The organism is Rhizobium sp. WYCCWR 11152 (assembly GCF_013087615.1).
GTDB lineage: Bacteria > Pseudomonadota > Alphaproteobacteria > Rhizobiales > Rhizobiaceae > Rhizobium > Rhizobium indicum.
Window position 1 is genome coordinate 881,458 of sequence record NZ_JABFCP010000008.1, and the last position, 22,420, is coordinate 903,877.

Annotated in this window: 21 protein-coding genes and 1 pseudogene; 16 read left to right on the top strand and 6 right to left on the bottom strand. The window is 61.0% G+C overall.

Features of this window, described 5'->3' with window-relative positions; translation table 11 throughout:
* Nucleotides 1-169 precede the first annotated feature (169 nt).
* Together G9X67_RS34985 and G9X67_RS14175 are read right to left on the bottom strand one after the other, a co-directional pair.
* Nucleotides 170-349: a hypothetical protein gene (locus G9X67_RS34985; protein WP_246697103.1), complete on the bottom strand. Its 180-nt coding sequence runs from the start codon at nucleotides 347-349 to the stop codon at nucleotides 170-172.
* A 73-nt stretch (nucleotides 350-422) separates the two neighbouring features.
* The gene (locus tag G9X67_RS14175; RefSeq protein ID WP_171598595.1) at nucleotides 423-788 is read right to left on the bottom strand and encodes a hypothetical protein; all 366 of its coding nucleotides are present in this window, start codon (nucleotides 786-788) and stop codon (nucleotides 423-425) included.
* Between G9X67_RS14175 and G9X67_RS14180 the strand changes: the two genes are divergently transcribed.
* From G9X67_RS14180 to G9X67_RS14220, 9 genes are all read left to right on the top strand, one after another.
* Nucleotides 685-1,584 (top strand): hypothetical protein, encoded by a 900-nt coding sequence (locus tag G9X67_RS14180; RefSeq protein ID WP_171598906.1) that lies wholly within the window; start codon nucleotides 685-687, stop codon nucleotides 1,582-1,584. The genes G9X67_RS14175 and G9X67_RS14180 overlap by 104 nt on opposite strands.
* Before the next feature lie 190 nt (nucleotides 1,585-1,774).
* Nucleotides 1,775-3,892: a catalase gene (locus tag G9X67_RS14185; RefSeq protein WP_171598907.1), complete on the top strand. Its 2,118-nt coding sequence runs from the start codon at nucleotides 1,775-1,777 to the stop codon at nucleotides 3,890-3,892.
* Between the two features lie 379 nt (nucleotides 3,893-4,271).
* A complete protein-coding gene (locus G9X67_RS14190; RefSeq protein WP_171598908.1) occupies nucleotides 4,272-5,363 on the top strand; it encodes a PHB depolymerase family esterase in 1,092 nt (363 codons plus the stop codon).
* Between the two features lie 56 nt (nucleotides 5,364-5,419).
* On the top strand, nucleotides 5,420-6,553 hold the full coding sequence (locus G9X67_RS14195; protein ID WP_138390835.1) for an ABC transporter substrate-binding protein: 1,134 nt from the start codon (nucleotides 5,420-5,422) through the stop codon (nucleotides 6,551-6,553).
* Between the two features lie 4 nt (nucleotides 6,554-6,557).
* Nucleotides 6,558-7,622, top strand: a complete 1,065-nt coding sequence (locus tag G9X67_RS14200) for an iron ABC transporter permease (RefSeq protein ID WP_171598909.1) — start codon at nucleotides 6,558-6,560, stop codon at nucleotides 7,620-7,622.
* Entirely contained in the window at nucleotides 7,619-8,377 is a 759-nt protein-coding gene (locus tag G9X67_RS14205) for an ABC transporter ATP-binding protein (protein WP_138329854.1), read from the top strand. The genes G9X67_RS14200 and G9X67_RS14205 overlap by 4 nt, the downstream gene beginning before the upstream one ends.
* Nucleotides 8,374-8,991, top strand: a complete 618-nt coding sequence (locus G9X67_RS14210) for a hypothetical protein (protein ID WP_171598910.1) — start codon at nucleotides 8,374-8,376, stop codon at nucleotides 8,989-8,991. The genes G9X67_RS14205 and G9X67_RS14210 overlap by 4 nt, the downstream gene beginning before the upstream one ends.
* On the top strand, nucleotides 8,988-9,608 hold the full coding sequence (locus G9X67_RS14215) for a hypothetical protein (RefSeq protein WP_171598911.1): 621 nt from the start codon (nucleotides 8,988-8,990) through the stop codon (nucleotides 9,606-9,608). The genes G9X67_RS14210 and G9X67_RS14215 overlap by 4 nt, the downstream gene beginning before the upstream one ends.
* Nucleotides 9,605-10,111, top strand: coding sequence for a hypothetical protein (locus G9X67_RS14220; RefSeq protein ID WP_171598912.1), 507 nt, complete (start codon nucleotides 9,605-9,607; stop codon nucleotides 10,109-10,111). Before G9X67_RS14215 ends, G9X67_RS14220 begins: the two co-directional genes overlap by 4 nt.
* Nucleotides 10,112-10,211: 100 nt before the next feature.
* On the opposite strand, the gene G9X67_RS14225 is transcribed toward G9X67_RS14220, so the two are convergent.
* Both G9X67_RS14225 and G9X67_RS14230 read right to left on the bottom strand, forming a co-directional pair.
* A complete protein-coding gene (locus tag G9X67_RS14225; RefSeq protein ID WP_003538909.1) occupies nucleotides 10,212-10,511 on the bottom strand; it encodes a DUF6074 family protein in 300 nt (99 codons plus the stop codon).
* Between the two features lie 109 nt (nucleotides 10,512-10,620).
* A pseudogene (locus G9X67_RS14230) lies at nucleotides 10,621-12,575 on the bottom strand (adenine deaminase C-terminal domain-containing protein).
* A 194-nt stretch (nucleotides 12,576-12,769) separates the two neighbouring features.
* On the opposite strand from G9X67_RS14230, the gene G9X67_RS14235 reads away from it, so the two are divergent.
* The 6 genes from G9X67_RS14235 (at nucleotide 12,770) to G9X67_RS14260 (ending at nucleotide 19,411) form a co-directional block, all read left to right on the top strand.
* Nucleotides 12,770-13,810 carry an ABC transporter substrate-binding protein gene (locus tag G9X67_RS14235; protein WP_171598913.1) on the top strand — a complete coding sequence of 347 codons (1,041 nt, stop codon included), beginning with the start codon at nucleotides 12,770-12,772 and terminating at the stop codon, nucleotides 13,808-13,810.
* A 103-nt stretch (nucleotides 13,811-13,913) separates the two neighbouring features.
* Nucleotides 13,914-14,738 carry an ABC transporter permease gene (locus tag G9X67_RS14240; RefSeq protein ID WP_171598914.1) on the top strand — a complete coding sequence of 275 codons (825 nt, stop codon included), beginning with the start codon at nucleotides 13,914-13,916 and terminating at the stop codon, nucleotides 14,736-14,738.
* Complete coding sequence (locus G9X67_RS14245; RefSeq protein WP_168724914.1) at nucleotides 14,738-15,526, top strand: ABC transporter permease; 789 nt, start codon at nucleotides 14,738-14,740, stop codon at nucleotides 15,524-15,526. The genes G9X67_RS14240 and G9X67_RS14245 overlap by 1 nt, the downstream gene beginning before the upstream one ends.
* 7 nt (nucleotides 15,527-15,533) lie before the next feature.
* A complete protein-coding gene (locus tag G9X67_RS14250; protein ID WP_171598915.1) occupies nucleotides 15,534-16,592 on the top strand; it encodes an ABC transporter ATP-binding protein in 1,059 nt (352 codons plus the stop codon).
* Between the two features lie 17 nt (nucleotides 16,593-16,609).
* On the top strand, nucleotides 16,610-18,007 hold the full coding sequence (locus G9X67_RS14255; protein ID WP_171598916.1) for a dipeptidase: 1,398 nt from the start codon (nucleotides 16,610-16,612) through the stop codon (nucleotides 18,005-18,007).
* Between the two features lie 138 nt (nucleotides 18,008-18,145).
* Nucleotides 18,146-19,411, top strand: coding sequence for a glycerate kinase (locus G9X67_RS14260; RefSeq protein WP_171598917.1), 1,266 nt, complete (start codon nucleotides 18,146-18,148; stop codon nucleotides 19,409-19,411).
* 20 nt (nucleotides 19,412-19,431) lie between these two features.
* Here G9X67_RS14260 and G9X67_RS14265 read toward each other — a convergent pair whose 3' ends face one another.
* A complete protein-coding gene (locus tag G9X67_RS14265; RefSeq protein ID WP_171598918.1) occupies nucleotides 19,432-20,388 on the bottom strand; it encodes an NAD-dependent epimerase/dehydratase family protein in 957 nt (318 codons plus the stop codon).
* Between the two features lie 93 nt (nucleotides 20,389-20,481).
* Nucleotides 20,482-21,441 carry a lytic transglycosylase domain-containing protein gene (locus tag G9X67_RS14270; RefSeq protein ID WP_171598919.1) on the bottom strand — a complete coding sequence of 320 codons (960 nt, stop codon included), beginning with the start codon at nucleotides 21,439-21,441 and terminating at the stop codon, nucleotides 20,482-20,484.
* 220 nt (nucleotides 21,442-21,661) lie between these two features.
* On the opposite strand from G9X67_RS14270, the gene G9X67_RS14275 reads away from it, so the two are divergent.
* Nucleotides 21,662-22,384, top strand: a complete 723-nt coding sequence (locus G9X67_RS14275; RefSeq protein ID WP_171598920.1) for a glutathione binding-like protein — start codon at nucleotides 21,662-21,664, stop codon at nucleotides 22,382-22,384.
* Nucleotides 22,385-22,420: the final 36 nt, after the last annotated feature.

Consider the following 22,420-nt stretch of genomic DNA (forward strand, 5'->3'; position numbering starts at 1 on the left):
CGCCGCAGTCGGCCCGATGCTGTTCGATGAGACCGCGATCGGCATCACGTTCGGTGTCGCGATCGGCGCTGCCGTCGGGGTTGTCATCAAACGGATGACCGCTTATGGAGCGCCCGCCCGACGCTCCTCCACGATCCCGCTTCTTGTACGGGCAAAGAGACGGCCACCTTTAATAGCTGCACGAACGGCCGTCGCCGGGTCGGAATCCATCGGCGCAGGCCGGGTTCATTGAATCTCCCGGCTGATATCCCGATGCCGAGCCATACGAATTCGGCGGCGTCGAGCATGCCGAGGTCACGGCGGCAAGACTGATTGCTCCGGCTGTTACAAATGCCCGAAATTTGTTCATCGATTCCTCTCCAGTTTAGACCGTGACCGTGTGACGAGAGCTTCTGCTCTCTCCCCCAAGATCACCTTGTCTCTCAAGATATGGCGTTCTCTTCGCCGGACGTCAGCTCCGAGCGCGCAAGATTCTTATCGATCTCGATCAGCTCCGCATGAAGATCGTCGATGACCAAGCCGGCCGGGAACAAAGACCTTGGTTCAAAGTTGAGTGGCATCAACCACGTAACGTCAGTTTCTGACAGGAGGTCTTTCATGGGTCGCGGTATTCTTCTTTGGCTGCTTGGTGTTCCACTGCCGATCATCATCCTTCTCGCCCTGTTTATGCGATAGGAACAGATCATGTCGGTTTCAATGACAGGTTCCGGAGAGATTGCTACTCCGGTCGAATCTTCCAAATCCGCCATGTCATGGGGGCCTATCTTCGGAGGGGCTGCTGCTGCCATCGGAGTGACCCTCATTCTTTTGCTGCTGGGATCCGGGGTTGGCTTGACGATGGTATCGCCCTGGTCGGGGCAAAGTAGTTCACTCGGCACGGTCGGGGTGACGGCGGCGATCTGGCTCGTTGTCGTCCAATGGCTCTCCTCCGGGCTCGGAGGCTATATCACCGGCCGGCTGCGCACCAAGTGGGCGGCTGTCCACACTGATGAGGTGTTCTTCCGCGACACCGCGCATGGCTTCATCAGCTGGGCGCTGGCGACAATCTTCGTCGCCGGATTTCTCGCCTCGTCGCTGACCTCGCTTGCCGGTGCTGGCGCACAAGCCGTCGGTTCGGCGGCCAGCGCCGCAGGTACGGCAGCAGCGTCATCGGCGGCATCGACCGCGGATCTGCCTACCGCCTATTTTACCGACGCTTTGCTGCGTCCTGAACAGGCCCGTACAGGAGCAACATCCGATGCTGCTGCTGCAACGGCCGAGGTCTCCCGCATCCTCCTCAACGGTGCCGCCGCCGGCCAGATCCCGGATGATGACAAGGCCTATCTTGCCACCATCGTCTCTGCTCGCACCGGTCTTTCCGAAGCCGATGCACGCACCCGCGTCGACACTGTGCTGAAGCGCATCGACGACGCCAAGGTCGCCGCCCAGAAAGCCGCCGATGAAGCACGCAAGGCTGCCTCGACGACGGCCTTGCTTGGCTCGTTGTCACTTCTGATCGGGGCTTTCATCGCTGCTGCGGCCGCAGCTTTTGGCGGATCGCAACGCGACGAAGAGGAAGATCTCATCGTTACCTCCCGGGTCTAAGATCGACGGAAATCGGGGCGCAGGGTCGAAAGGCCACGCGCCCCATTTATGTTGGCCACGGGTCTCCAGTGGTCGACTATCGGCCTCCCCCAGGCGGCCTCTTGTCCAAGTTGCGATTTATTTCACAGCGAGCGGAACATGTGGCCGTTGGGGAGCTTCGGTTAGGTAAAACCCTTTCCGGAGAATATAGATGGCCAAGAACACATCCAAAACCTCGCCCTCCGACAATGCAACGGTCCACGATCAGAAGCTGCACCGCGGTGCAGGTGGTGAGCTTCATCAGTTCGCCGAAGACGGGATGCCGGTGCTGACTACAGCGCAAGGCGGCCCCGTTTCCGACGATCAGAATACGCTTCGCATCGGCGCGCGCGGCCCTGCCCTCATCGATGACTTCCATTTCCGCGAGAAAATCTTTCATTTCGATCACGAGCGCATCCCGGAGCGGGTCGTGCATGCGCGCGGTTACGGCGCCCATGGTTACTTCGAAACATACGAATCGCTGGCCGCCTATACCCGAGCCGATCTTTTCCAGCGGCCCGGCGAAAAGACGCCAGCCTTCGTCCGGTTTTCGACCGTTGCCGGCAGCAAGGGTTCCTTCGATCTGGCGCGCGACGTGCGCGGTTTTGCAGTGAAGATCTATACGCAGCAGGGGAATTGGGATCTCGTCGGCAATAATATCCCAGTCTTCTTCATTCAGGATGCGATCAAGTTTCCCGACGTCATCCATTCGGTAAAGCCGGAGCCCGACAGGCAATTTCCGCAGGCGCAGTCGGCGCATGACAATTTCTGGGATTTCATCACCCTTACGCCCGAAAGCATGCACATGGTCATGTGGGTGATGTCGGACCGCGCCATTCCGCGATCGTTCCGTTTCATGGAGGGTTTTGGCGTTCATACCTTCCGCTTCGTCAACGCAGCGGATGAATCGACCTTCGTCAAATTCCATTGGAAACCGAAGCTCGGCCTGCAGTCTGTCGCCTGGAACGAGGCAGTCAAGATCAATGGTGCGGATCCGGATTTCCATCGCCGCGACCTCTGGCAGTCGATCCAGTCGGGAAACTTTCCGGAATGGGAGCTTTGTGTACAGCTTTTCGATCAGAACTTCGCCGACACGTTCGACTTCGACATCCTCGATCCGACGAAGATCATTCCCGAGGAGATTCTTCCGGTCAAACCGATCGGCCGTCTTGTCCTCGACCGAATGCCCGACAACTTTTTCGCTGAGACCGAGCAGGTCGCCTTCATGACGCAGAACGTTCCCCCTGGCATCGACTTCAGCAACGATCCGCTGTTGCAGGGACGCAACTTCTCTTATCTCGACACGCAGCTGAAACGTCTGGGCGGCCCGAATTTCACCCATCTGCCGATCAACGCGCCGAAGTGTCCCTTCCACAATTTCCAGCAGGATGGCCATATGGCGATGCGCAATCCTGTCGGGCGGGTTAATTATCAGCCGAATTCCTGGAATCAGGGGCCCCGGGAATCGCCGGTTCAGGGCTATCGCCACTTCCCCGCCGAAGAACAGGGCACCAAGGTTCGGCTGCGGCCGGAAAGTTTTGCCGATCACTACAGCCAGGCCCGACAATTCTACATCAGCCAGACTCCGCCGGAGCAACGTCATATCGCTGCAGCGTTGATCTTCGAACTGAGCAAGGTCGAAACGCCGGTCATTCGTGAGCGTATGGTCTCGCATCTCTTGAACATCGACGAGACGCTGGCCAGCAAGGTCGGCCACGCCCTCGGCTTCAAATCGATGCCGAAGCCTGCCGATGCCGCTATGCCGACGCGGCAGGATCTCGAGCCGTCGCCGGCGCTCAGCATCATAGAGCGTGGTCCGAAGCGGTTCGAAGGACGCAAGCTCGGCATTCTTGTCAGCGATGGCACCGATGCCGCTATCTTCAAGGCGTTGCTTGCCGAAATCACCGAGCAGAAGGCAACATTCGAAGTGATCGCGCCAAAGATCGGCGGCGTGACGCTCTCGGACGGCAATTGGATCGAGGCGCATCAGATGATCGACGGCGGACCTTCGGTGCTTTACGACGCCGTCGCCCTCCTCCCCTCGACCGAGGGAACCGGCGATCTGCTGAAGGAGGCCACGGCCCGCGATTTCGTGGCGGATGCCTTCGTGCACTGCAAGTTCATCGGCTATGTGGAAACAGCGCTACCGCTCATGCAGAAGGCCGGAATTGCCGATTCACTGGATGAGGGCGTTATGGCGCTCGGAGCGGCGAAGGACGTCAGCGCCTTTATCAAGGCGCTTGGCAAACTGCGGGTCTGGGGTCGGGAGCCATCGGTCAAATTGAATTGACCGTCTCGTCGTCATAACGGCACGAGAATGGCTAGTCGTCGGAATAAAACCCGCGGAAACGCGGGTTTTATGTCGTTTGCGGCGCGCAATTTGTTGAGCTGAGGTGGTGGAAGCTTCTCCATCTCCAGTTTTACGCGCGGTGGAGAGCCGTATGCGCTGGCGCTTTCGACAGATCTCGGACTTCGCCATCCTATCGCGTCGGCATCTTTCTTCTCAGCCGCAATCCAGTGGTTTCCTGCCTTGCTCGATCGGATCAATTCGTCGACGCCGCTCCGTTTGCACCATCGAAAAACATTGTGCACTGCAGCAACCTTTTCGTAGACTGACGCGTTTAGTTCAGCATCACCGCCATCCCGGCTGCTGATTGGCGGAGACTTTCATGAGATCTATGTCAGACACGCTCGCACGCCTTGCTGCGCTGCGAGGAACCCTTCGCGCCCAACCCACGCAGAACAACCCCGACCTCGTCGCCTTGGATGCGTTTGGCTCAAACCCGGGCGCCTTAGGGGGCTACACCTATTTGCCGTCGAAGCGCGGGAAAAACATGGCCCTGGTCGTCGTCCTGCACGGCTGCACCCAGACTGCCGCCGGGTACGATATCGGGTCCGGTTGGTCGCGATTGGCCGAGGACTACGGCTTCGCGCTGCTGTTTCCCGAGCAACGAAGGGCAAACAACCCAAACCTATGCTTCAATTGGTTTAACCCGAAGGACATCCGCCGGGATCACGGCGAGGTCTTTTCCATTCGCCAGATGATCGCAAAGATCGTTGCGGAACACGGTATCGACGGCAGGCGCGTGTTCGTGACCGGGCTTTCGGCGGGCGGCGCCATGGCCGCCGCCATGCTCGCCACCTATCCCGACGTTTTTGCGGGCGGCGCGATCATCGCGGGCCTACCATATGCAAGTGCCGCAAGCATTCCCGAGGCGTTTGACCGAATGCGCGGTCACGGCAGCCCGACTGCCAAAGAGCTTGAACTGCGATTGAGAAACGCTTCAGGGCACAAAGGCCCGTGGCCGACACTATTACTGTGGCAGGGGAGCGCAGACAGAACCGTCGTGCCATCCAATGCGAATGCGATCGTGGAGCAATGGAGAAATATCCACGGCGTTGACGCATCGCCGGGGCGCGTCGAAGATATCGGACGACACCAGCGAAAGGTCTGGACCGATGCTCACGGTGTCGAAGTAATCGAGCTCTATACGATTGCCGGGATGGATCACGGCACGCCGCTCGATGTCGGCACCGGATACGGGGCAAGCGGCCCCTTCATGCTTGAGGTCGGAATTTCATCGACCGTCGAAACTGCCAGGTCCTGGGGTCTGGTCCCCTCATTTGAAAAACGGCGCGACGCAAAACCCTCTGCTGCGCAACCGGAAAACGCTGCAGATCGATTCGGCACAGGTAACGATCGTGGCGGTATCCAGAAGGTCATTGAAGATGCCCTCCGGTCCGCTGGGCTGATGAAGTAGTCATGTCGCTAATTAAAGTGGAGATTTGTAGACAAGAATAAATACGCGGAATAGGAATGGCGCTCATCGTCATACGGGGAGACACCATGGTTCCGCTTTCGCTTTTTATCACAACTGCTTTGCGCCGCCGCATGGCGGCCGCACTTGCCGCCGTGCTGTTTGCACCGGCAGCTTTTGCCGAAGAGATCGTCTTCAAGGATCAGGGGAACCGCGAGGTGCGGCTGGCAAAGGCTGCCGAACGTGTCGTCTCGATCGTCATCCCAATGGCTTCCACCGTCATCGCGCTGGATGGCAGCACCCGGAAGCTCATTGGCATGAACCCGACGGCAAAGAGCGCCGTGGTCGAAGGGATTCTCGGAAAGATCTTCCCCGAGGCGAAGGATATTCCGTCGGACGTGACCGCGCCGAATTTCGTGCCGAATGTCGAGGCGCTCACCGCCGCCAATCCCGATCTCGTCATTCAGTGGGGTGATCGCGGCGCCGACATCGTCGCGCCCATCACCAATGCCGGGCTCACCACGATGCTGATCCTTTACGGCACGGAAGAGCTGACCCGCGATTATATGACCATGGCCGCGAAGGCGATCGGCAAGCCCGAGCGGATCGGCGAACTGGTGGAATGGCGCGATCGCGTCCAGAAGGATATCCAGGCCAAGGCGACAGCGATCCCCGACGACAAGAAGCCGAGCGTTCTCTACCTCGGCCGCGCGCTCTCCGATATCAGCGCCTCCGGCACGAAGAGCAATTACAATGCCTGGTCCATCCAGCTTGCAGGCGGCAGGAACGCCTCGGAAGAACTCAACGGCACTGTCTCGGTGAACAAGGAACAGATCGCAGCGTGGAACCCCGACGTCATCTTCCTCAATGCTTTCGAGGCGAAGCTGAACGTCGACTGGGTCTATAACGATCCGATCCTGTCTCTCACCAATGCCGCCAAATCCAAGCGGGTCTACAAGATGCCGCTCGGCGGCTATCGCTGGGATCCGCCGAGCCAGGAATCGCCGTTGTCCTGGATGTGGACGGCCAACCTGCTCCATCCCGAGGTCTTCAAATACGACCTGCGGACGGAAATGAAGACGGCCTACAAGACCCTTTACAACTACGACCTGGCCGATAGCGATATCGACAATATCCTTTGGCTGAAGGAACAGGGCGCCGCCGCCGACTACGCTCAGTTCGAGGCAAAGTGACATCATGGCGCCGATGACGCATGAGGAGATGGCGCCGGCGGCCCGCCGGATTCACCTCGCGAGGCAGACACTGGTCTTCACTTTGCTGCTGGCACTGCTGGTGGTCGCCTTCACCGTCAGCCTCTGCGTCGGACGGTTCTCGGTGCCGGCTGGACGCGCATTGGAACTGATCTGGCAGGGGATCAGCGATCCGTCGCGGGAGCTTGCCGGGATCGACGAACGCATCGTGCTGCTGGTGCGTGCGCCGCGCGTCGTGCTTGCTGCACTTGCCGGCGCTGGCCTCGCCATCTCCGGCGCCGGCCTTCAGGGCGTGTTTCGAAATCCGCTGGTTTCGCCAGACATACTCGGCATTTCGCAGGGTGCCGCCTTCGGCGGCGCGCTGGCGATCATACTCGGCATCTGGGGATTTCCGCTGATCGCCATGGTGTTCCTCTGCGGCATGGCGGCCGTCATCCTGGTGGGGCTGCTGTCGCGCATCAACGGCCGCTCCGAAACGGTAACCGTGATCCTGTCGGGGCTGGTCATCAGCTCGATGTTCTCAGCAGTGGTCTCGCTGCTGCAGTTCATCGCCGATCCCAACACGTCCCTTCCCGCCATCGTGTACTGGCTGATGGGATCCTTCGCGACAGCCACGTGGGAACGCACGCTGGTGGCAGCACCCGGCCTCATCCTCGGAAGCTGCTTCCTGTGGATGCTCCGCTTCAGGCTCAACATCCTGTCGCTCGACGAAGCCGAAGCCCGCAGCCTCGGCGCCAATACGATACGCGAGAGATGGCTGGTCTTCTGCCTCATCGCCGTCATCGTCGGCAGCCAGGTCGCAGTCTCCGGCATCATCGGCTGGATCGGCATCGTCATTCCCCACGCCGCCCGCCTGCTGGTCGGCCATGATCACCGCGCGCTGCTGCCCGCAGCCGCCGTGCTCGGCGCAGGATTCATGGTCTGCATCGACACCCTCGCCCGCACGGCAACGGCCGCGGAAATCCCGCTCGGCGTGATCACCGCCCTTGTCGGCGCGCCGATCTTTGCGGCTCTCCTGCGCCATCACTATCGCGAAAGGACGGGATCATGATCGGATTGACGGATGCAGTCGTCAGGTTCGGGGTGCGCACCATCCTCGACCGCCTGACTTTCTCAGTTCCCGTCGGGCGGTCGCTCGCCATTCTCGGCCCCAACGGACGTGGTAAGACGACCACGCTGAAAGCCATGCTCGGCTTTCAGCGGCTGGACGAAGGCAGCCGGGTGGCGCCCGCCATTGTCGGCTACGTCCCGCAGACCGGAAGCAGCAACCAGCGTTACCGCGCCATCGACGTCGCCGTCATGGGGCGGGCAGCACATCTCGGCCTCTTCGGCCAACCGGGACCTTCCGATTTCGAGATTGCCCATGCCGCGCTTGAACGTGCGGGGGCCACCCGCTTTGCCGATCATTTCTTCGACCGGCTTTCCGGCGGCGAACGGCAGCTCGTGCTTCTGGCGCGAGCGCTCGCCACCGGGTCGGAGGCGATCGTCCTCGACGAGCCAGCCGCCGCCCTCGACCTTCGCAACCAGGAGCGGCTGCTCGACCTGCTCAAAAGCCTGCGCGAACCGCGCGACAAGGCAATCGCCTTCACGACACATGATCCGAACCATGCACTTGCCGCCGCCGACGATGCGCTGCTGATGATGCCCGATGGTCAATCGCTGTTCGGTCCGGTCGCGGAGACGATCACGCCGGAACACCTCGAACGGCTTTACGGGGTACCGATGCGGGTGGTCGAGCTCGTCGGTCCGACAGGCGACGGGCATCGCGCAGTTCTGCCCGCCTTTGCAGGAATTTGCGCCGCATGAGCATCCTTCTGATCCAGTCGCATTATCAAGACCCTTTCAGCATGAACCCGCCGGCTTTCGCCGAGGCGACCGCGCAGGGCAAGCTGATCACCGTACGCGAGATGGAGCTGACCGAGGCGCATTTCGCCGCCGCAAGCGGCCTCATCACCACGACCCATCTCGATCAGATCGGCTTCCTCAGATACGCGCCGGCGGTGGCATCCTTCCTCGGCCGAGGCGGCCGGTGGATCTTCAACGGCCACATGCTTCGGCCGATTCTGCCGGAACTCGGCGCCTATATCCCGATGCCGCAGCCGAAAAGAGCCGACTTCGTGCAGGTCAGGCAATTCGACCATCCTGTTTTTACCGGCATCGACCAGAGGATGCTGGAAACGAACCGCGGCGTCGCCGGTTTCTACGGCCGCGGACACAATCCAATGCCGCCTGGCGCCGTTGCGATCAATACATTCGGATCGGCTGCCGTTCCCGTCGACTGGATCTGGGCGCGGCCGGTGGGCGGAGAAATATTGTCGCATGCTGGAAACGAGTTCTGGGGTTGCGGAGACGATTCCGACATCAAAAAGCAACTGGCCGGCCGTGTTATCGCCTGGCTGGCGGGGGAGCTGAACCGATGAGCGTGCTCGCGATCCATCCCGGCGCCTACTACCACATCGAGACGCTGGAAGCGCCGCGCTACCGGCATCATTTCGACAGGCTGGTGCGCCCGGAGGAGCTGCCCTCGGTCGAACTCAGCGAACACAAGGTGCTGTTCATTCCCTGCCGGACGCCGGCGGACCGGATGGCGCCGCATGCAGCACAGCTGCGCGCCTATCTCGACCAGGGCGGCACGATCGTTGCGACCGGCGAGACGGCATGGGAAGCGTTTCTGCCAGCGATCCATTTCACGCCGCAACCGACAAACTGGTGGTGGTGGCTGACCGAGGGCGCCGATCTCGGCGTCAGGGTCTCAGCACCCGGCCATTCGCTGTTCGAACATCTTAGGCAGGACGATCTGACCTGGCACCTTCACGGCTGGTTCGACCCACCTGAGGGCGTCGAGGTTCTGGCGGTGAACGAGGAAGGCAAGCCGATCCTCTATGTAGACGAGGTCACGACGGCGGGCCGCATGGTGATCACCAGCCTCGACCCCTGCTTCCACCACGGATCGCATTTCATGCCGGCGACGACTCGCTTCCTGGATGGTTTCCTTCCGTGGATGCGCAAGGAACTGGACAAGGGAAAATCGGAATGAACGAAACGAAGATCGAAGTGCTCGAAGACGGCAAACCGCTTGCCTACGGCTTCGCCGACATCATGCATTATCACGGCTATGGTTTTCCCGGTGGTGTCGCCCATGCCTTCAAGGTGATGGAGCGCGCCTTTCCGCTGCTCAGCACCGACGGACCGCCGGAGCGCCGCGAAATCTCGATCCGCACGGCCTTTCGCGGCCCGGGCGGGCGTGACGCTTTCGAAATGGTGACGCGTGCATTGACGGAAGGGCGCTATAGCGTCGATCCCTCGCTCGATCGGCCGGAGCGCGGCGATATCCTCGCCCGCTACGTCTTCGAGCTCAGCTATCACGGCCGCACCGTCACCCTGCAACTGTGCGACGGTCATGTCCGCGAGGAATTCATCATGCTCGGCCGCAAGCCCGACCGGACACCCCAGGAAGAGGAGCGTCTCGCCTGGCTAAAGCAGGAGATGGCGGATCGCCTGCTGGCGCTGCCGCCGGAGGCGGTTTACGAAGAGGGATAGGACGACCCAGTCTCACAGGCGAAGCTGCAAAACTTGCAGATCGACGACGATCGGAGCGCGGTTTTCGGCCAGATCCGGCAGACCTCCCCGAAGATCGCGGCTATCGGTTTTGAGACTTGGGCAGTGGTCCGTTTTGGTGGCTGAAGACCAGTTCGCTCTGGACATCTTGCTGAAACTGCAGCACCCGCTGACCGACATCGCTCTCCGGCATACCGGCCGCCAGAAGCTGATCGGCAAGCCTGCGGCATTCGGCCTTCCAGAATTCTATCGCATCTGCGCCGTGCCGCCGGCCGAGTTCGCGAGCGCAGCGCTCGACATTGGCAGTTCCGGTTCCAGCGGGAAAGGCAATAATCTTGCCTTCATTGGCGCCGGCAGGCCGGCGGGTCATTTCAGTAGCCATCGAACACAGGTTCCTTTGATCCTGTTCGTTGTCTACGGGACTATGGTTAATGCTTTCTATTTGCTGCAGTAAGAAGATCAATCAGGTGGAAATTTAGCGGACCGCGATGTCACCAGACAATCGGATGGGTTTTGCCGGTGAGCACGTTCACGAACCCCTCCGGCGCCAGCTCCGACGGCGCGACCAGGACCCAGCGCCAGGGCGAACAGGTCAGCGTCGCAAACGACAGGCGTTCGGGAAAGCCCGGCCACCATCGAGGCGAAAAGGTCGGCTCGTACATCCAGTCGATCCCGGCGCCGGCGGCATAAAGAGCCTGCATCTCCGCGTCGAGCGCTTCGGCCGAACGCGCCGTCATCAGGCCGCCGACCTCGTAGCGGACGCGGGCGAGAATCTTGCCTGCGGATACCAGCACCCAGCCGCCCTGCTGCTCGTTCAGGGCATTGACTGATATCGCCATCGCCTCGTCTGATGAGCCGACCGTCCAGATATTGTGCTTGTCGTGCCCGAGCGTGGAGGCGAGCGCCGTCTCCGGCGTGCGCGGTCCGGTGCCCAGCCAGAACATCCTGGAGACCTTGGCCTCCCCGGAGAACCGGTCGACAATCGAGAACTTGGTGACATTGCGCGCGGGATCCCGCTGCACGGCCCCCTCTTCCACCGGCAATTCCATGGTGATGAAATCGTCGTGCCAGTGAAACGGCCGCAAAAGTGCTGCGTTGACCGTGGTCCGGTTCGGCGGCGCCTCGATGCGGAAATCATCTGATGTGACCGTCCGGTCTATTTTCACGGTCCGCGTCGCCCATTGCGGCCAGTCGATTTCAGGGCGCACGCCAATGAATGTCGCGCCCTCGGACACAGGACGCCCGTCTGCCCATACCTTTTCGATCGACAGGCTGGCGACGTCGCTGAGAAGAACGATGTCGGCGAAACGGCCCGGCGCTATCGATCCGACCCAAGGCGTCAGCCGCATATGGCGTGCCGGATTGAGGGTGACGCACTGGATGGCGGTCTCCGGCGCAAGGCCGTTTTCGATGGCGAGCCGGACATTGTGGTCGGTCGCACCGATTTTCAGTGTGTCTGAGGCGCTGCGGTCGTCGGTCACCAGGGCGATCTGCGACCAGTCCGTCAGCCCCTTGTCGATCAGACCGCGGATGACCTCCGGCAGAGAATGCGGCCTGAGCTCGATGAAAAGGCCGTGGAGAAGCTTCTGCCAGATTTCATCGAGAAACCAGCCTTCGTGATCGGAGGCGAGACCCGCTGCGGCGAAGGCATTGATCGAGGCCATGTCGCGCAGTCCGGCGCCGTGGCCTTCGACCACGCCGCGCTGCTCGAAGGTCGCGCCGATCATGCCCCACAGCCGATCGTAGGAAGGATTGCCGGGATCGGATATGGACGGCCAGTCCATGACCTCGTCGAGCCCGGCGACCATCAGGCTTTCGGAAAGGAAGGCCTTCTGCTCATCGTAGCCGAACCAGCCGCCACCCCATTCATAGGCGGTCGGAGGGACGGCGGAGCCAGGCAGGGGAAAGATTTTCATCGGCGATCCGCGCCGGCGCGCTTCCAGCCAGAATTCCAGATTGCGGGCGCCGTTGACGTTGGAAAATTCGTGGCTCGCCTCGCATGTCCAGGTCACGCCATGCGGCATCACCAAAGCCGCCTCCCATTCCGGCGTCAGATGGGAGCTTTCGATATGTTTGTGTGCCTCGCCGAAGCCCGGCACGGCCGCAAGATCCGGCTCGGAGAACCGCTCGCTCACTTCGCCTGCGTAACTGCCGGCGGGGCCGACATAAGCGATACGGCGGCCCTTGATGACGATCTCCTGATCGTCAAGCCACGTCCTCGTATGGACATCGAGCAACCTTCCCACGCGCAACAGCCTGTCGGCGGGCCGGCGTCCCAGCGCCGTCAGCACGAGATCCTGGCGCGTCAGAACCTCGTCGGACGCGTTGATCAGCAGATCATCAGGAAGAACGGTGCGCGAAGTGGCCATGAATGGAATGCCCGTGAGAACTGGAATCGCCGGACCGTAAAGACCACACCCGAATGTGTAAAGCGCTGATCAGCCACACGTTTTGTGGGCGATGGCCAGACGTTATCAACCAAGAGTTAGTTGATCGGCCGGTCCCGGAAAATTCTCCGCACAAGAGGGTATTTGCCCAATTATTGAGCTTGCGGCCTGACAGATCAAAAAATAGTATCCCTCAAATCGTGGGGGTACGATCCCGATTGCCAACGCCGCTTTTCACAGAAGGACATTGCTCATGAAGGCCAGACGTTTTGCCCGAATCCTGTCTCTTGCGCTGCTTGCCGCCGTCGGCGGCACCGCTGCGGCACATGCGCAATCGAAGACGCTGACCATCTCCTGGTGGGGCTATAACGGCGAGAAGATGAATGCGAACATCATCACTCCGTTCAAGAAGATTTGCGGCTGCGAGATCGTGTTCGAAACCGGCAACAATGCCGACCGGCTCAACAAGCTGAAATTGCGCGATGGCAAGGGCGTCGATGTCATCTATCTCACCGACAGCTTCTCGCAGCTCGGCATCGAACAGGGATTGTTCCAGGAGATCGATGCATCGAAGATCCCCAACCTCGCGGATATCTACGAGCTGGGCAAGGCGCCTCAGGGCAAATACGGCCCCGCCTATACGATCGGTCGCGTCGGCATCGTCTATGATTCCGCCAAGGTCAACCCACCGATCACCGCCTGGGGCGACCTGTGGCGCGACGATCTGAAAAGCTCCGTCTCCCTGCCCGGCATCACCACTACGGCCGGCCCGCTGGTCGTTCTGGAAGCCGGCAAACATGGCGGCGCCGATGCCTATGAAGACACCGACAAGGCCTTCTCGGAAATCGAGGCGCTGAAGCCCAATGTCGTCAAGAACTACAACACCGGCTCGGAGCTGGTGAACCTGATATCAACAGGCGAAGTGCGCGTTGCGCTGGCCCAGGACTTTACCCTGGCATCGATGCAGGCGGCCGTTCCGACGATGACATGGGCCAAGCTTACGGACGGCGATATCGCCACGCTGAACACCGTGAACATCCCGAAGGGTTCGGAAAATGTCGAACTCGCCCATCAGTTCATCAACTTCATCCTGTCCAAAGAAGTCCAGCAGGCTGAAGCCGAACAAGGCGTCGATGCGCCGATCTCGACGAAGGTCAGCCTGACGCCGGACCAGGCGAAGATCTGGACCTATGGCCCGGATATGGTCGCCAGCCTCACCCGCATCGACTATGCCAAGATGAATTCTGCCAAGGCCGACTGGATCGACCGCTGGAACGAAGTCTTCGGTCAGTAAGCTGCGCGATACCCCGGCCGATTCGCCGCCAGACATTGAAGCGCCGCACATCCGGACCCAAGATGCGGCGCTCTGAACATTCGGACATGCGACGAGTTTCGAGATGAAGCCTTTTGCCAGATGGGTGTTGACGATGCCGGCGACGATTGCCGTCGTTGTGCTTCTCATCATTCCCGTCGCCATCACCATCGCGGCGACGTTTGCCGAACCGAAGGGCGTGTTTGCGCCCTATGTGACATTCTTCAGCAGCGGCTTTCGCCGGGCGGTTCTTTATCGGACGCTCGAGATCGCCCTGATCACGACGGCGATTTCGCTCACTGTGGGTTTCATCACCGCCTATGTGATCGCGCAGATGCCGGGTCGCGCAAAGAGCATCATGATCATCGCGGCGGTTTTTCCGCTGCTGACAGGTGTCGTCGTCCGATCCTTCGCATGGCTGATCATTCTCGGGAAGAACGGCATCCTGAACGCCATGCTGATCTCGACCGGCATCGTCAGTGAGCCGCTTTCGATGCTCTATACCGAAGGCTCAGTGATCGTCGCCATGGTCTATCTCTTTGTTCCCCTGATGATCCTGACGCTGGTCGGGGTGCTTGAAGGCATTCCGCGCGATCTGATCGACGCCTCCGCCTCGCTCGGCGCGAAACCGCTGATGACATTCTTTCAGGTGATCCTGCCGCTCGCGACACCCGGCCTCATCGTCGGCGCGGTCTTGGTCTTCACCGGCAGCTTCACCTCCTATGCGACACCGCAACTGCTCGGCGGAGAAAAGCAGATGATGATGGGGACCTTCCTCTACCAGCGCGCCATGGTGACTTTCGATTGGGTTGGCGCATCGACGATTGCCGCCATCATGGTGGTGTTGACGCTCGGCGTCGTTCTCATCATGAGCCGCATAGCACGCCGGCTCAATCCGATGGCGGTGTAATGGACAGGCGCGTTCACCCGATCCTCGCCGCCTTCGCGGCCTGCGTTTTCTTCTTCCTGCTGGCGCCGCTCGTCATCATCATCGGTGCGGCTGTCAGCGACACGACCTATCTGACCTTCCCGCCGCAGGGCCTGACATTGCGGTGGTTCGTCAATATCTTCCAGATCGAGGCCTTCCGCACGACCGCGATCACCAGCCTGCAAGTCGCCTTTCTCGGCACGGCGCTCTCCTTGCTGATCGGCGTCCCGGCCGCCTATGCGATCAACCGCTACCGGGTGGAATTGCCGCGCTGGCTTTCCACCATCTTCGTGCTGCCGATCCTGGTGCCGGAAATCGTCTTTGGATTTTCGCTGATGAAATCAGTCACGATCGGCCTCGGGCTGCCGATCTTCATCAGCCTGCTGGTCGGTCATGCTTTGCTGATCCTGCCCTATTCGGTGCGTGTCGTCGGCGCCAGCCTGGCGGCCTTTGATTTTTCCGTCGAGGAGGCGGCGATCAGCCTGGGTTGCCCACCATTGAAGACCTTCCTGACGGTGGTCCTGCCGAATATCCGCGCCGGGGTCATCGCCGCCTTCATCCTCGCCTTCATCACCTCGATCAACGACGTGTCGGTTTCGGTCTTCCTGACCGGGCCGGGCATCTCGACGCTGCCGATCCAGATCCTTGCGCATATGGAGCAGTTCTTCGATCCGACGATCGCGTCGGTCTCGGTGCTGCTGATGTTCGTCACAGTCGGCGTCATGGCCGTCGTCGAGGCCACCCTCGGCCTCACCTTCCTGACAAAGTAGAACGCTCTTGACCGTATCCCTCACCATCGATTCCATCTCGGCCCATTACGGCAGTACGCAAGTGCTCAAGGATCTGTCGATCTCAGTCATGGCCGGGGAGCTGGTCTCCCTGCTCGGCTCCAGCGGCTGCGGAAAGACAACGACATTGCGCCTCGTGGCCGGCTTTCTGCAGCCAAGCAGCGGCAGCATCAAGCTCGGCGAGCGCGACCTGACCGGCCTTCCCGCGCATGCGCGCGACATCGGGCTGGTCTTTCAGAACTACGCGCTTTTTCCTCATCTGAGCGTCCAGGACAATGTTGCCTTCGGCCTGAGGCAGCGTCGCATTCCCCAGTCGGAACGGGCGAAAAGAACGATGGCCATGCTGGACCGCGTCGGCCTTTCGGCCTTCGCCGACCGCCTGCCGTCGGCCCTGTCAGGCGGCCAGAAACAGCGCGTGGCTCTCGCCCGGGCACTGGTCATCGAGCCGCCGCTTCTGATGTTCGACGAGCCGCTTTCCAATCTGGATGCAAAGCTCAGGATCGACATGCGCGTCGAGATAAGGCAGCTCCAGCGCGCCAACGGCACGACATCGCTTTACGTCACCCATGACCAGGAGGAGGCATTCTCGATCTCCGACAGGGTGGCGATCATGAATGCCGGGCGCATCATGCAGCTCGACGCGCCGGAGGTGCTGTATCGCCAGCCGGCCAACGCTTTCGTCGCCCGCTTCGTCGGATTCGAGAACCTGATCCGCATGAAGGTGACCGCGCGCAACGGCGCGCTTATAACCGCCGAAACAACGGGCGGAGCGCGGCTGCAACTGTCGCAGGAAACATTCGGGCCGATCAAGGACGACTTCGTCCTGGCCTGCCGTGCAGACGGTCTTGCCGTCAGCCGTGACGGTGACGGCATCGCGGCCGTGCTCGGCACGCGCACCTATCTCGGCCGAGCCTATCAGTATAAATGCACGACCGCCGCGGGAGAGATCACCGCCAATGGGGCGCTATCCGATCCACTGGAAACAGGGGCGTCCGCCGTGCTGACGCCTGTAGCAGAGCAGTGCTGCATTCTCGATCCGGAAGATTGAAACGCTGAGGAGAGACGATGACTAATGCCATGGACCAAGATATCGATGCCGTTCTTGCCCATGTGGACCAAAGCCTCGATGGTAGCCTGGCGCGGCTTTTCGAGCTGATCCGCATTCCGAGCGTCTCGACCGACCCGGCCTATCGCGATCACTGCCGGGCTGCTGCTGAATGGCTGAGCCGGGATCTGGCTGCCATCGGCTTCGAAGCATCGGTGCGCAAAACGACCGGCCATCCGATGGTGGTCGCCCACGAGAAAGCGGCGTCCGGACCGCATGTGCTGTTTTACGGCCATTACGATGTCCAGCCGGTCGATCCGCTGGCGCTGTGGACGAGTGATCCGTTCGAGCCGCGCATGGAAGCCTTGCCGAACGGCGATACCGCGATCGTGGCGCGCGGCGCGTCCGACGACAAGGGGCAGTTGATGACCTTCGTCGAAGCCTGCCGCGCCTGGAAGAGCGTCACCGGGAAACTGCCGGTGCAGGTGAGCGTGCTGTTCGAAGGCGAGGAAGAGGCCGGCAGCCCGAGCCTCGCACCCTTTCTGGATGCCACGGCGGACGAGTTGAAGGCCGATGCGGTTTTCGTCTGCGACACGGATATGTGGGATCGCGAAACGCCTGCGGTCACGACGATGCTGCGCGGTATCTTCAGTACGGAAATCGAGGTCACCTGCGCCGATCAAGACCTGCATTCCGGCATGTTCGGAAATGCCGCGCGCAATCCGCTGCAAGTGCTGTCAGACGTTGTTTCGAGCCTGCGGCGAGCCGATGGCGGCGTCGCGGTCGAGGGTTTTTATGATGGCGTGAAAGAGCTCCCCGACGCCATCAAGGCGCTGTGGAAAAGACTGCCCTTCGACGAGGAGGCCTTTCTCGGTGATATCGGCCTCAGAGATCCGGCCGGCGAGGCAGGCCGTTCCGTCCTCGAACAGATCTGGGCGCGGCCGAGCTGCGAGATCAATGGCATGAGCGGCGGTTATACCGGCGAAGGCTTCAAGACGGTCATTCCGGCGAAGGCAAGCGCCAAGATTTCGTTTCGCCTGGTGGAAGGACAGGATCCCCAGACGATCCGCGATGCTTTCCAGCGGCACGTGCGCGCACGTATCCCTGGGGATTGTTCGGTCAGCTTCAGGGATTACGGGCTTTCGCCGGCCACCGTCATGCCGATTGACAGTCCGTTTCTCACCAGGACGCTTCAGGCGCTTTCGACAGAATGGCAATGCGAAGCAGCCCTTGCCGGCACGGGAGGCTCGATCCCGATCATCGGCGAATTCAAACGCCGGCTCGGATGCGATGCTCTCCTGGTCGGCTTCGCCCGCTTCGACAACCGCGTCCATAGCCCGAACGAAAAATACGATCTCTCCAGTTTCCATAAAGGCATACGGTCCTGGGTTCGCATCCTGGCGGCCCTCGCCGACTGACGCGGGTGTATCGCACCGCGCGGCTTTTCGAGAGCGGCAAAGGACGCTGTAACACTTTGAATTGCTGCAGTATGCAGTAGGCTATGGTGCAGCAAGCGCCCCACATCACCATCGACACCGAGGCAGCAGAGACCACCGATGACGATAACCGCTCCCCGCGATTTCCTGAAAAGCCTGTTCGACGCGGCGGTTCGCGCCGCCGATCCGCTGACCGGCATCAAGGCGCATCTGCCCGATAGGCCGAAGGGAAGGACCGTGGTGATCGGCGCCGGCAAGGGCGCGGCGCAGATGGCGCGGGCGCTTGAAAGCGTTTGGGACGGAGCGTTCGAGGGCCTGGTGGTCACCCGCTATAGCTATGGCTGCGAGACACGCGGCATCGAGATCATCGAGGCCGCCCATCCGGTACCCGATGCCGCGGGGCTTGCCGCCGCAAAGCGGCTGATGGAGACGGTGAACGGATTGACGGAAGACGATCTGGTGATCGCGCTGATCTGCGGCGGCGGCTCGGCGCTGCTGCCCGCCCCGCCGGACGGACTGACCCTCGAAGACGAGATCGCGCTCAACGAAATGCTGCTTGCCTCGGGCGCGCCGATCTCGGCGATGAATGTCGTGCGCAAGCATCTCTCCACCATCAAGGGCGGCAGACTTGCGGCAGCGACCAAAGCGAGGGTCGTCAGTCTGATCGTCTCCGACATTCCCGGCGACAACCCGGCCCATGTCGCCTCCGGGCCGACGGTCCCTGATGGTTCGACGCGACACGATGCGCTCGACATCGTCAGGCAATACGGATTGCAGCTGCCGCAGGCAGCACTCGACCATCTGAACTCGCCGAAGGCCGATGCACCGCGGCCGGACGATCCGGTCTTCTTGCGGCACGCACATCACATCATCGCCTCCGCCGGCGTCTCGCTGGAGGCCGCAGCGGCACTGGCAAAATCGCAGGGGATCGAGCCGGCCATTCTTTCGGATGCGATCGAGGGGGAATCGCGCGACGTGGCGCTGGTGCATGCGGCGATCGCCCGCGAGGTGTCGGGCCGGAACAGGCCGTTTCCGAAGCCGGTCGTCATCCTTTCCGGCGGCGAGACGACGGTGACGCTGAGAACCAGGGGTGGCAAGGGCGGACGCAACGGCGAATTCGCGCTCGCCATGGCGCTTGCGATCGACGGACAGGAGGGCATTCATGTCCTGGCAGCCGACACGGACGGGATCGACGGCTCGGAGGATAATGCCGGCGCCTTTGCTGATGGCGGCACGGTGAGACGCCTGCGTGCTGCCGGACTCGATCCGCGCCGGCTGCTCGACGGCAATAACAGCTATTCAGGCTTTGCGGCCACCGGCGATCTGTTCGAAACCGGCCCGACCGGAACCAATGTCAATGATTTCAGGGCGATCCTGATCAGTTAGGAAGTGGCGGAGATGGCGGATCAGGTCTTGATCCGCCCCTGCCCGACCAGCCAGCCGACCGATTCCTGCACCGCCTGCAGGGAGGTGTATCTCGGGGTGTATCCCAACAGGCGTTTGGCTTTGGCGATCGAGCAATTCGGGCTGCGAGCGATATGTTCCCAGGTCGCCTTCGCATCCTCCGCCGTCTGACTTTCGGCCCAGGCGTCGAATGGGGCGAAGCTGAGCTTCGGCTCGTGCCCGAACCAGCGAGACATGGATTCGGCATAACCGCGAAGGGTCAATGCCTGCTCCGAAACCGCGTGGAAACTTTCGCCGGTCGACGCATTCCAGTTGGCGATTGCATCCATGAACATCGCCGCCACGTCATCGGCATGGACGTGATGAACGGTCTCCAAGCCGAAATGGGGCAGCGCCAGGGTCTCTCCGCGGGCAAGGCTTGAAAAGACCTGCAGGTTGAAATTGCCGGCCGGATTGAGCGGCGTCCAGCCGGGACCGACAATGTGCCCGGGATGGATGATGGTTGCCGGAAATCCGCGAAGCCTTGCCTGCTGCAGCAGATAGGTTTCGATATCAGCCTTCTGCGTCCCATAGTCGCCGAAGGGAAATTTCGGCGTCTCCTCCAGCGTGGGTACGACCGTCGAATGGCCATGCGTCCAGATCGTGCCGGTATGCAGGAAGTGACCGACATGCCCCGACAGCGCCGTCACCAGTTGTTCGGCGCTTTCCAATGTGAAGCAGATCATGTCGATGACGATATCGGCTTTCACTCCACGCACGGCCGGGCCGAACTCACCCGTCCGCTCCATCGCTGCCCGGTCCATCTGACGCTGATCGACGGAAGCCCAGGCGTGGTTTGCCGTATAGGGCTTCGCCGTGCCTCGGCTGATCGTGACGACGTCGTGACCTGCCTCCACCAGACGGGGAACGAGATAGGTTCCGACATGGCCCGTTGCCCCAATTACCAAAACCCGCATCATCGTTCCTCCCTTGGAATTTCCGTGTCGAATATGCTGCGCTTAGATGATCCTGCAAGCAGACTTTTCTTGATCACGTCGGCTCAACCAGGCTCGCTATCGATTCTTGAAAACAAGACAGGTGCCGCCGTGTTTGCGGATCTGGTTGCAGAGGTCGTTGGCTTCCAAGCGTGTCTGCCGGCCGATGCGGGCAGCATAACGCGGGCGAAAACCAAAGCTGCGGTCGCGCTGGCGCAGGATCAGCGGCTGCTCGGCATTCAAGGGTGTCGGCAGATCCTGCACGGCGTCGAGAAACATGCGCCGGGCTACCGCGACATTCGCATTCGCCGCAAGCTGGACGCCCCAGGGCGCCCATTCACCCTCCTGACGCCAGGGTGGTGTGTCCTTCAATGTCCGCCGTTCGGCAAGCGCCACGCAGCCATCGAGAAACGGCTTGTCCTTGTCGAGCGGGGCGGCCGCATCTTCCGGGGGATTATCCTTCCATTCCTCGATCGTATGCGCGGTGATCGCCAGGACGTAACCGCGCGTCTCGTCAGGTAATCTCCCTGACGCTAGGTAAGAGGAAAGTCCGTTTTCGCCGGCATTGTAGGCGGCGGCGGCAAGGCCGAGATTGCCGAAACGATTGCGCAATTCGTCGAGATACTGCGCCGATTTCCGCAGGGCTTCCAACACCTGGTAGCTGTCTTCAAGTCCGCGCAGTTTCGCCGTTCCGGGCATGAACTGCGCAATCCCCTGCGCTCCCTTGAAGCTGACGGCATCGGGGCGAAAGGTGCTTTCCCGCCAGATGAGACGGGCGAAATAATCCGGCGGCAATTGATTGGCGCTGGCGAAATGCTCGATCGCGACGCAAAGGTCGCGGTTGAAACTGTCCTTCCGGATGCACAGCGTTTCACCCGATCCCGACGCCGAAGGACCTGAATAGAGACAGGCCGGCGCCCCAGTGCTTCCTTCCGGCTGGGCCATAATCGTGTCCACTTGGGAAAACAGAAGACAGAGCGAAAGCATGGCCTTGGCCGATCTCTTCGCAATGTCGGACTGACGTTTTCGGCGTGTCATCGGATCTCATGAGGTTTGAACTTCCATCACGATGCTGGATTCTAGATATCATCGATCGAGGCACGACGCTTCCCCATTTCCATATCTGCACCTGAGTTGCTGGCACGGACGGGTCACAGGTTTCTAATTTCGCCATCGATTTTGGAACAAACATATTCGACCTGCCATGGTCGCAGCGTCATCCTGTTTACCAAGAAATCGAGCAAACGAGGATACGCAGATGATTGATCTCCACTACTGGCCGACGCCGAACGGCAAGAAGGTTTCGATCTTCCTGGAGGAAACCGGCACACCCTATCGACTGGTGCCGGTCAATATCGGGCGGGGCGACCAGTTCAAACCCGATTATCTAAAGCTGAACCCCAATCACCGCATGCCCGCCATCGTCGATCACGAGCCTGCCGATGGCGGCAGTCCCTTGAGCGTGTTTGAATCCGGCGCGATCCTCTTCTACCTCGCCGAGAAGACCGGAAAATTCTGGCCGCAGGATCTGCGTGACAAATACGAGGTCATGCAATGGGTGATCTGGCAGATGGCGAACCAGGGACCGAAACTCGGCGAAGCCGGTCACTTCCGTCGCCTTGGCGATCGCGAAGGCGATCAGTCCTATGCGGTGCGGCGCTTCACCGATGAAGCCAACCGCCTTTACGGCGTTCTCAACATGCGGCTTCGCGACCGGCGCTATCTTGCCGGTGACGAATTCACCATCGCCGACATCGTCAGCTATCCCTGGACCGTCAACTGGCAGGCCCAGGGTCAGGACATCAACGAATTCAAACATTTCAAGCGATGGTTCGAGGAGCTCAGTGCACGGCCCGGCGTCCAGCGCGGCCTTGCGGTCGGCGCCGATCTCGGCACCGATAACAGCAAGCTCTCCGAAGAGGAACAGGCGCGCATCCGCAAGATCCTCTACAACCAGCGCGCCCTGCCCGTTCCGGATTGAGCAGCCAAGCAATTGCAGCGAAAGGGCGCAGCGGTT

What these genes read in the sequence shown, in the direction of transcription:
- G9X67_RS34985 (WP_246697103.1), bottom strand. Translation starts at nt 349, where the DNA reads ATGAACAAATTTCGGGCATTTGTAACAGCCGGAGCAATCAGTCTTGCC.
- G9X67_RS14180 (WP_171598906.1), top strand. Translation starts at nt 685, where the DNA reads ATGTCGGTTTCAATGACAGGTTCCGGAGAGATTGCTACTCCGGTCGAA.
- G9X67_RS14175 (WP_171598595.1), bottom strand. Translation starts at nt 788, where the DNA reads ATGGCAGCAGCAGCCCCTCCGAAGATAGGCCCCCATGACATGGCGGAT.
- G9X67_RS14185 (WP_171598907.1), top strand. Translation starts at nt 1,775, where the DNA reads ATGGCCAAGAACACATCCAAAACCTCGCCCTCCGACAATGCAACGGTC.
- G9X67_RS14190 (WP_171598908.1), top strand. Translation starts at nt 4,272, where the DNA reads ATGAGATCTATGTCAGACACGCTCGCACGCCTTGCTGCGCTGCGAGGA.
- G9X67_RS14195 (WP_138390835.1), top strand. Translation starts at nt 5,420, where the DNA reads ATGGCGCTCATCGTCATACGGGGAGACACCATGGTTCCGCTTTCGCTT.
- G9X67_RS14200 (WP_171598909.1), top strand. Translation starts at nt 6,558, where the DNA reads ATGGCGCCGATGACGCATGAGGAGATGGCGCCGGCGGCCCGCCGGATT.
- G9X67_RS14205 (WP_138329854.1), top strand. Translation starts at nt 7,619, where the DNA reads ATGATCGGATTGACGGATGCAGTCGTCAGGTTCGGGGTGCGCACCATC.
- G9X67_RS14210 (WP_171598910.1), top strand. Translation starts at nt 8,374, where the DNA reads ATGAGCATCCTTCTGATCCAGTCGCATTATCAAGACCCTTTCAGCATG.
- G9X67_RS14215 (WP_171598911.1), top strand. Translation starts at nt 8,988, where the DNA reads ATGAGCGTGCTCGCGATCCATCCCGGCGCCTACTACCACATCGAGACG.
- G9X67_RS14220 (WP_171598912.1), top strand. Translation starts at nt 9,605, where the DNA reads ATGAACGAAACGAAGATCGAAGTGCTCGAAGACGGCAAACCGCTTGCC.
- G9X67_RS14225 (WP_003538909.1), bottom strand. Translation starts at nt 10,511, where the DNA reads ATGGCTACTGAAATGACCCGCCGGCCTGCCGGCGCCAATGAAGGCAAG.
- G9X67_RS14235 (WP_171598913.1), top strand. Translation starts at nt 12,770, where the DNA reads ATGAAGGCCAGACGTTTTGCCCGAATCCTGTCTCTTGCGCTGCTTGCC.
- G9X67_RS14240 (WP_171598914.1), top strand. Translation starts at nt 13,914, where the DNA reads ATGAAGCCTTTTGCCAGATGGGTGTTGACGATGCCGGCGACGATTGCC.
- G9X67_RS14245 (WP_168724914.1), top strand. Translation starts at nt 14,738, where the DNA reads ATGGACAGGCGCGTTCACCCGATCCTCGCCGCCTTCGCGGCCTGCGTT.
- G9X67_RS14255 (WP_171598916.1), top strand. Translation starts at nt 16,610, where the DNA reads ATGACTAATGCCATGGACCAAGATATCGATGCCGTTCTTGCCCATGTG.
- G9X67_RS14260 (WP_171598917.1), top strand. Translation starts at nt 18,146, where the DNA reads ATGACGATAACCGCTCCCCGCGATTTCCTGAAAAGCCTGTTCGACGCG.
- G9X67_RS14265 (WP_171598918.1), bottom strand. Translation starts at nt 20,388, where the DNA reads ATGATGCGGGTTTTGGTAATTGGGGCAACGGGCCATGTCGGAACCTAT.
- G9X67_RS14270 (WP_171598919.1), bottom strand. Translation starts at nt 21,441, where the DNA reads ATGACACGCCGAAAACGTCAGTCCGACATTGCGAAGAGATCGGCCAAG.
- G9X67_RS14275 (WP_171598920.1), top strand. Translation starts at nt 21,662, where the DNA reads ATGATTGATCTCCACTACTGGCCGACGCCGAACGGCAAGAAGGTTTCG.